Annotated in this window: 6 protein-coding genes and 1 pseudogene; 4 read left to right on the plus strand and 3 right to left on the minus strand. The window is 65.8% G+C overall.

Going from position 1 to position 6,386, the window contains the following annotated elements; all coding sequences use genetic code 11:
• A pseudogene (locus tag JWP28_RS04860) lies at positions 1–241 on the minus strand (hypothetical protein); the annotation flags it as partial.
• Positions 242–528: 287 nt separating this feature from the next.
• On the opposite strand from JWP28_RS04860, the gene JWP28_RS04865 reads away from it, so the two are divergent.
• Both JWP28_RS04865 and JWP28_RS04870 read left to right on the plus strand, forming a co-directional pair.
• A complete protein-coding gene (locus JWP28_RS04865; protein ID WP_299540600.1) occupies positions 529–1,128 on the plus strand; it encodes a PEP-CTERM sorting domain-containing protein in 600 nt (199 codons plus the stop codon).
• A gap of 510 nt (positions 1,129–1,638) precedes the next feature.
• Entirely contained in the window at positions 1,639–2,373 is a 735-nt protein-coding gene (locus tag JWP28_RS04870; RefSeq protein WP_299540601.1) for a Crp/Fnr family transcriptional regulator, read from the plus strand.
• A 60-nt stretch (positions 2,374–2,433) separates the two neighbouring features.
• Here the strand turns inward: JWP28_RS04870 and JWP28_RS04875 are convergent, their stop codons facing one another.
• Complete coding sequence (locus JWP28_RS04875) at positions 2,434–2,847, minus strand: cupin domain-containing protein (RefSeq protein ID WP_299540604.1); 414 nt, start codon at positions 2,845–2,847, stop codon at positions 2,434–2,436.
• Positions 2,848–3,045: 198 nt separating this feature from the next.
• Positions 3,046–4,869 carry an ATP-binding protein gene (locus tag JWP28_RS04880; protein WP_299540607.1) on the minus strand — a complete coding sequence of 608 codons (1,824 nt, stop codon included), beginning with the start codon at positions 4,867–4,869 and terminating at the stop codon, positions 3,046–3,048.
• 382 nt (positions 4,870–5,251) lie between these two features.
• On the opposite strand from JWP28_RS04880, the gene JWP28_RS04885 reads away from it, so the two are divergent.
• Both JWP28_RS04885 and JWP28_RS04890 read left to right on the plus strand, forming a co-directional pair.
• A complete protein-coding gene (locus tag JWP28_RS04885; protein WP_299540609.1) occupies positions 5,252–5,998 on the plus strand; it encodes a glucose 1-dehydrogenase in 747 nt (248 codons plus the stop codon).
• A 71-nt stretch (positions 5,999–6,069) separates the two neighbouring features.
• On the plus strand, positions 6,070–6,386 hold a 317-nt coding region (locus JWP28_RS04890; RefSeq protein WP_299540611.1), incomplete at its 3' end, for a heme-binding protein.

The following is a 6,386-nucleotide window of genomic DNA, read 5'->3' on the forward strand; positions in this document are numbered from 1 at the left end:
ACTCGTCCGGCGCGGAGACCTCGACGCCGCCGTAGGCGACCTGGAGGTCCGGATCGCGATTCACCGGCGCCATGTTGGCGTCGAGCGCGGCGGTGAAGATCAGCGCGTCCAGCAGGTCATCGTCGCCCCGGCTGATCTGGACGGTATCGCGAACGTAGTCGAGCGACGCCCGCGTGACCTCCCAGAGCTGGGGATCCCGGGCGGTGTCGGGCTCCCTGGACGCTGGTGACGCGGCAACCATCGGCGATGGTTGGGCGCCGGACCGCCGCTTGGCAAGGGGCCCCGGGCTGAAGCGTCGGGAGGGGCGGCGGACGCGGAGCCGTTGCAAGGTCCCCCTGGCGGGATTCAATCGCGAGGCGAAAAAGCACGCGGTGAGTAAGCCGACACGGGGCCGGCTGCGACGGCGCGTGTAAGAAGGCCCCCGGCATCCTGGCCGCTCGTAGGGGAAGCAATGACCTTACGGGTTTCAGGATATGAGCGGGTCTATCTTTTTGGGGGCGTCTGGTGAGTAAACGGGCTTTGGGCGGTTTGTTCGCCGTCATTTTCGCGTTGTGCGCGTCGGGCGCCAGCGCCTCGGTGATCGTGGAAAACTTCGCCTTCATGAAGGCGAACAACACAGTCGTCGCGCAAGGATCGTTCGCGTTCGACTCCTCCAAGACCGGCGTGATCGGCTATTCGGACCTGAGCGCCTTCTCGATATCGCTGGCCAACACGACCTACGACCTGGCGTTCATCAACAGCCTTAGTGCGCCCTACGACTACATCTATTTCGGCTACGACGTGGCTGCGAACCTGTTCGTGCCGGCGGCCGTCAGCGGCTATGCCAACGTCGCGGGCCCGCCCGCCTGCTGCGAAGTCTACAGCGGCATCATGGCCGGGGTGAACAACATCCCGAACGTCGGATTCTTCATAGACCCGCTGGTGGGATCGGCCCCCACCGGCGCGGACGGCGCAGTCGCGAACTATGCATATGTCTACGCCAACCCGCCGATCGCGGCGAGCTACACCATCACCCGGGTCGCCGCCGCGGCCGTACCCGAACCGTCAACCTGGCTGATGATGCTCGGCGGGTTCTTCGGCCTGGGTTGTGTCTTGCGGCGTGCGCGACCGTCCATGGTCAAGGCCTAGCTCGACGAGCCGCCGCGGAACGGCAGGTGGGGCGGAGCGGGCTGGAAACCCCGTCCGTCTCGCGGCGGAGCCGCGAGCCACCTCCCCCTGCCGGGCTTCGCGCGAATTGGTCATCAGACGCGCGAGAGTCGCCTGGTGGGTTTCGTCTCCGGCGAGGGCGCGCCATTCGGCCGCCATCGCCCACCATTGGGCTTGCAAGGATGGTTCTACGCACTCCGCCGCGCGCTGTTCGCAAGTTTCAGCCTTCTGAAGGCAACATGCCTGGGACATCATCCGGCAAGACTGGGCGCGGGCGCCGGATCTCACGCTCACCCAGATCAGCCAGGATCAGCATTTTTCGGCGCCGATCTGATTGAAACTGTTCAATTTATTGGAATACCCGGTCAGCCGGCTCAACATAGATCAGGAAGGGGTCGCCATCGGCCATCAAACGATGAACTCAGGTCGTGCGTTAGGGTCAGGCGGCGCCATTGACCGGAAGGTGAGATGCGAAATCCCTGGACGATGAAGATGGAGCAGTTCACCGCCTTTTCGGACATGGAAAGGCGGCGGCTGGATGAGTTGATCCGCGCCAGGCAGGATCAGCACGCGCCGAGGGACGACATCATCGCCGACGGGGCGCACTCGGGGCTCTGTCATGTCGTCCTGTCTGGCCTGGCGTGCCGCTACAAGCTGCTGCCCGACGGCGGCCGCCAGATCATGGCCTTCCTGATACCGGGTGATCTCTGCGACGCGGAAATCTTCATCCTCAAGGTCATGGATCATGGCGTGGCCGCCATCACGCCGACGACCACCGCACTGATCCCGGCCGACGACATGAGGGCTCTGCTGCGGGAAACCAGCAGCCTCGGGGAGGCCCTTTGGTGGGGCACGATGACCGACCTGGGCGTGTTGCGTGAACGGATCGTCGATGAGGGTCGGCGCAACGCCTATGTGAGGATCGCCCACCTCTACTATGAAATGCTGGTGCGCTACCGCATGGTGGAATTGACCGACGGCGACAGCTTCGAGTTCCCGATCACCCAGACGGACCTTGCGGACGCCACCGGCCTGACGCCGGTGCATGCCAATCGAACGCTCCGGAAGCTGCGGGCCGACGGCCTGATCGAGCTATCCGGAGGTCTGCTGACCGTGCTTGATCCCGCCCGTCTCAAGCAAGCCGCGCAGTTCAACGGAGAGTATCTGCACCTCGACCGGGCGCATGATCGCGCTCCCGTCGGCCAGCGCGCTGGAGATCTGGTTTAGCGGTCGTGGTCGCGCCGTCGAAGGGCCCCACAACGCTCGCCGCGCCGGCGCCCGGTTCGGTCAGGCGGCCCGCGGCGGGCCGGCGAGGTATTGCTCGTCGGTGACGTGCTCCATCCAGTCCACGGCCTTGCCGTCGAGCGCTTCCTGGATGGCGATGTGGGTCATGGCGGTGGCGGGCGTGGCGCCGTGCCAGTGCTTGTGACCGGGCGGGCACCAGATCACGTCGCCCGGACGGATCTCCACGATCGGCTCGCCCTCGCACTGGGTCCATCCGCAGCCAGCGGTGACGATGAGGGTCTGGCCCAGGGGATGGGTGTGCCAGGCCGAGCGCGCGCCAGGCTCGAAGGTGACGCTTGCGCATGAGACGCGGGCGGGCGCCGGGGCGGTGTTGAGAGGGTCGATGTGCACCGATCCAGTGAAGTATTCTGCGGGTCCCTTGGCCGAAGGCTGCGACCCGGCGCGCTTGAGTTCCATGGTGGTTCCTTAATTGCCGGCGTGGATTTTGTGACAAGCCCCAGGCGGCGATCATTGTTCGGCCGGCAAGCTAAAAAGGCGGCCGGGTCCGGCCGTTGGACGGTCCGCAAGAGGCTGCGTATCTGCGCCTCGCCGACATCGGACAATGCCGCTCCCGATCGCCGAGAACGGGTGGTTTCGTTCCCCGGACCTAGTGCCTCACGCCGGCATCTGGCCGGCGTGCTCGGCGGGATCGGCCTCGGCTCGTTCTGCAGGCAGCGTCAACTGGAAGACGGCGCCGCGCGGTTCATTCGCGGACGCCCACAGCCGTCCGCCGTGCTCCTCGACGATCGAACGGCAAATGGCCAGGCCCATGCCCATGCCTTCGGGCTTGGTCGTATAGAAGGCCTCGAACAGCCGGGCTGCGCTCTTCGCGTCCAGGCCCGGGCCGGAATCGCGCACCGCGACGCGCACGCCGCCCGCCGCGTCCGTCTCGGTGCTGAGCCACAGCTCCCGCGGCCCGTCGTCGGCGCCGCTCATCGCCTCGATGGCGTTCATGATCAGGTTGAGGATGACCTGTTGCAGCTGGACACGGTCTCCGTCCACGGACGGCAAGTCCGTCGCCAGCCGGGCCTGCACCGAGACGCCATGCTTCAGCGCCTCGCTGCGGGTCAGGGCGATCACGTCGGAGGCTGCCTCGTTGAGGTCGAACCGACTCGTGCGTGGGGGCGCCTTGCTGACGACGGCGCGGATACGGCCGATGACGTCGCCGGCCCGTCTGCCGCTGTCGATGGCCCGGCCGAGGGCCTCGCGGACCTCATCCAGATTGGGCGGGTCGCTCCCCAGCCAGCGCATGGCCGCCTGGGCGTTGATGACCGCCGCGGCGATGGGCTGGTTGACCTCATGGGCGATGGAGGCGGTCAGCTGGCCCATGGTTGCGACGCGATTGACGTGCGCGAGGTCCGCCTGCGCCGCGCGCAAGGCTTCCGACGCCAGCATATGGTCCGTAAGGTCGCGAGTGATCACCAGGGCGGCTTCCACCCGCTCCGAGTGCGGCCGCAGGGGCGAGTAGCTCACCGCCAGGTAGCGCCGGCCGCGATGACTGGGAATCCATCCCGAGAAGGTGACGTCTTCTCCGGCGAAACACCGGTCCAAATTAGGCTTGCTCGTCTGCTCAAAGCGCTCCGTCCCCATCAGATCGGCGACGTGCGTCCCGACGATCCTCTCGGCCGGCGTTCCCCAAGCCCGCTCGAGAACCGGGTTGACGCGTTGATACCGGTAATCCCTTCCGACGATGGACATCCAATCCGGTGAGATCTCGAACACCTGGCCGGTCAGATACTCCGCCTGCTTTCGCTCGGTGATGTCGTTGTTGGTCTCCAGGATCATCGCAGGCCGCCCCTGCCTGTCCCGCTGCAAGGACCACCGGCTCGACACGGTGACCCGCGTCGCGTCGCGCTTGGTATGGATGAGCTCGCCTTCCCAACGGCCGGCGCGGAGCAACTCCGCATTGATCTCTTCGAGCGGCGCGGGAAAGGTCGTCTGCATCAGCTGGTGACTGACCTTGCCGACCGCGTCCTCCGCCGGCCATCCGTACAGTTCCGCGGCGCCGCGATTCCAATAGGTGATGACGTCGTCCATGCCGCGCACGAAGATCGTATCGTGCGTCAGGTCGAGGAGGCTGGCCTGGTCGCGCAGCCTCACTTCCGCCGCTTTGCCCCGCAAAGCGAGAAAGGTCGTCACCGCGATGGCCGCGATGCTGATCAACGCGTTGACCGCGCCCTCCTCGGCTTCCAGGCCGCTGGGACGCGCCAGAATGAAGCTCACCACGGCGAGGACCGCGCACCCCGCGGCGACGAGCACGACGCCGCGCGGCCGCAGGAAACGGGTCGCCAGCAGCACGACGACCACGTAAAGCCCGGCGACCGCGACGCCGACCGGCGTAAGAATGTCGGCGACGAAGATTCCGGTCGCGAGTGCGGCGGTCGCGACGGGCAGCAGCGCTGAACTGACCTTCCGCCGCGAGGGCGTTGGATATGTCATCTGGCTCTGTCCCGGTCGGAGGGTAACCGACATCCGGGCCGTGGCGTGGATCTCGACCGGCGACCGTCACGGCAACTTCCGGAGCGGCGACAAACTCGAAAGGCCCCGGGTGCTAATCCACGTACAGCCTAATACAGACAGAAATGCCCGCAACCGGCGCCGGTCCGCGGTCCCCGGGCCGAAACCCCCATAGGCACGCTCTCAGCCGACCTTCCAAAGGTCCGATGCCGGCCCGATTTCCCGGTGGATCGCGACCGGTCATTTAGCGCTTTGCTGGAATAAGCCATATCCCTTTCCGCGCCTTCTGGCGGCGCGGCGGAATAGACAACTCAGCTCCCACGAAACGCCGCCGGTTTTGGGCGGCCCAACGAGGGATCGCAGAATGAGCACTCAAGTTGTCTTGATCACCGGCGCGCTGACCGGCATCGGCCGCGCCGCGGCCGTCGCCTTCGCCAAGAAGGGCGCCAAGGTCGTCGTTTCCGGTCGTCGCGACGAAGCTGGCCAGGCGCTCGCCAAGGAGCTGCAGGCCTTGGGTTCGGAGGCGGAGTTCATCAACGCCGACGTCCGCAAGGAAAGCGATGTGCGGGCCCTGGTCGACAAGACCGTCGCGCGTTTCGGCCGTCTGGATGTCGCGGTGAACAATGCCGCCACCGAAGGCGCGGTCGGCCCGATCACGGACCAGACCGCGGAAAGCTTTGCCGCGACGTTCGACACCAACGTCCTCGGCGTGGTCCTGAGCATGAAGCATGAAGCGCGCGCCATGCAGGCCCAGGGCAGCGGCCGCATCATCAATATCTCCTCGACCTACGGGCACGAGGGGGCGGCCGGCGCCTCGATCTACGTCGGCGCCAAGCACGCCGTCGAAGGCATCACCAAGTCGGTGGCGCTGGAGCTCGCCAAGTCGGGGATTCGCGTGAACGCCGTCGCGCCAGGCCCCACCGACACCGGCATGCTGACCCGCTTCACCGGCACGGCGGAGAACAAGGCGGCGCTGGCGACACAGGTTCCGCTGGGCCGGCTCGGCCTCTCCGAAGAGGTCGCTGAAGGCATCGTCTTCCTGGGGTCGGATGAAGCCAAATTCATGACGGGCCACGTCCTCAACGTCGACGGCGGACACAGCGCCAACTGAAGGCAATCCCGTTCACGCTTCATCGAGCGGGACTTCAACGCGCAGCACAAATCAAGTGAGTAGAGAGTCCAATGGCTAACGTGGTGAAGAAACACAGCATTTCTTCCGAGCTGGCACAGAAGATGGTGGATCAAGCGGTGGAGAAAGCCAGACAAATCGGCATTGCCGAAAACGTGGCGATCCTCGATGACGGCGGCAATCTCAAGGCCTTCAGCCGGATGGATGGGGCGCCGATCCTTTCCATCGAGATTGCGCAGAACAAGGCGTTCACAGCCCTGTTCGGGTTCCCCACGCAGGACTTTTTCAACTTCATCCAGAGCGACCCGTCGCTTTTGGCCGGCATTCCCACGCTTGCGCGTGTAGCGGCGTACGGCGGCGGGTTTCCCAT

This window comes from Phenylobacterium sp. (assembly GCF_028290885.1).
GTDB lineage: Bacteria > Pseudomonadota > Alphaproteobacteria > Caulobacterales > Caulobacteraceae > Phenylobacterium.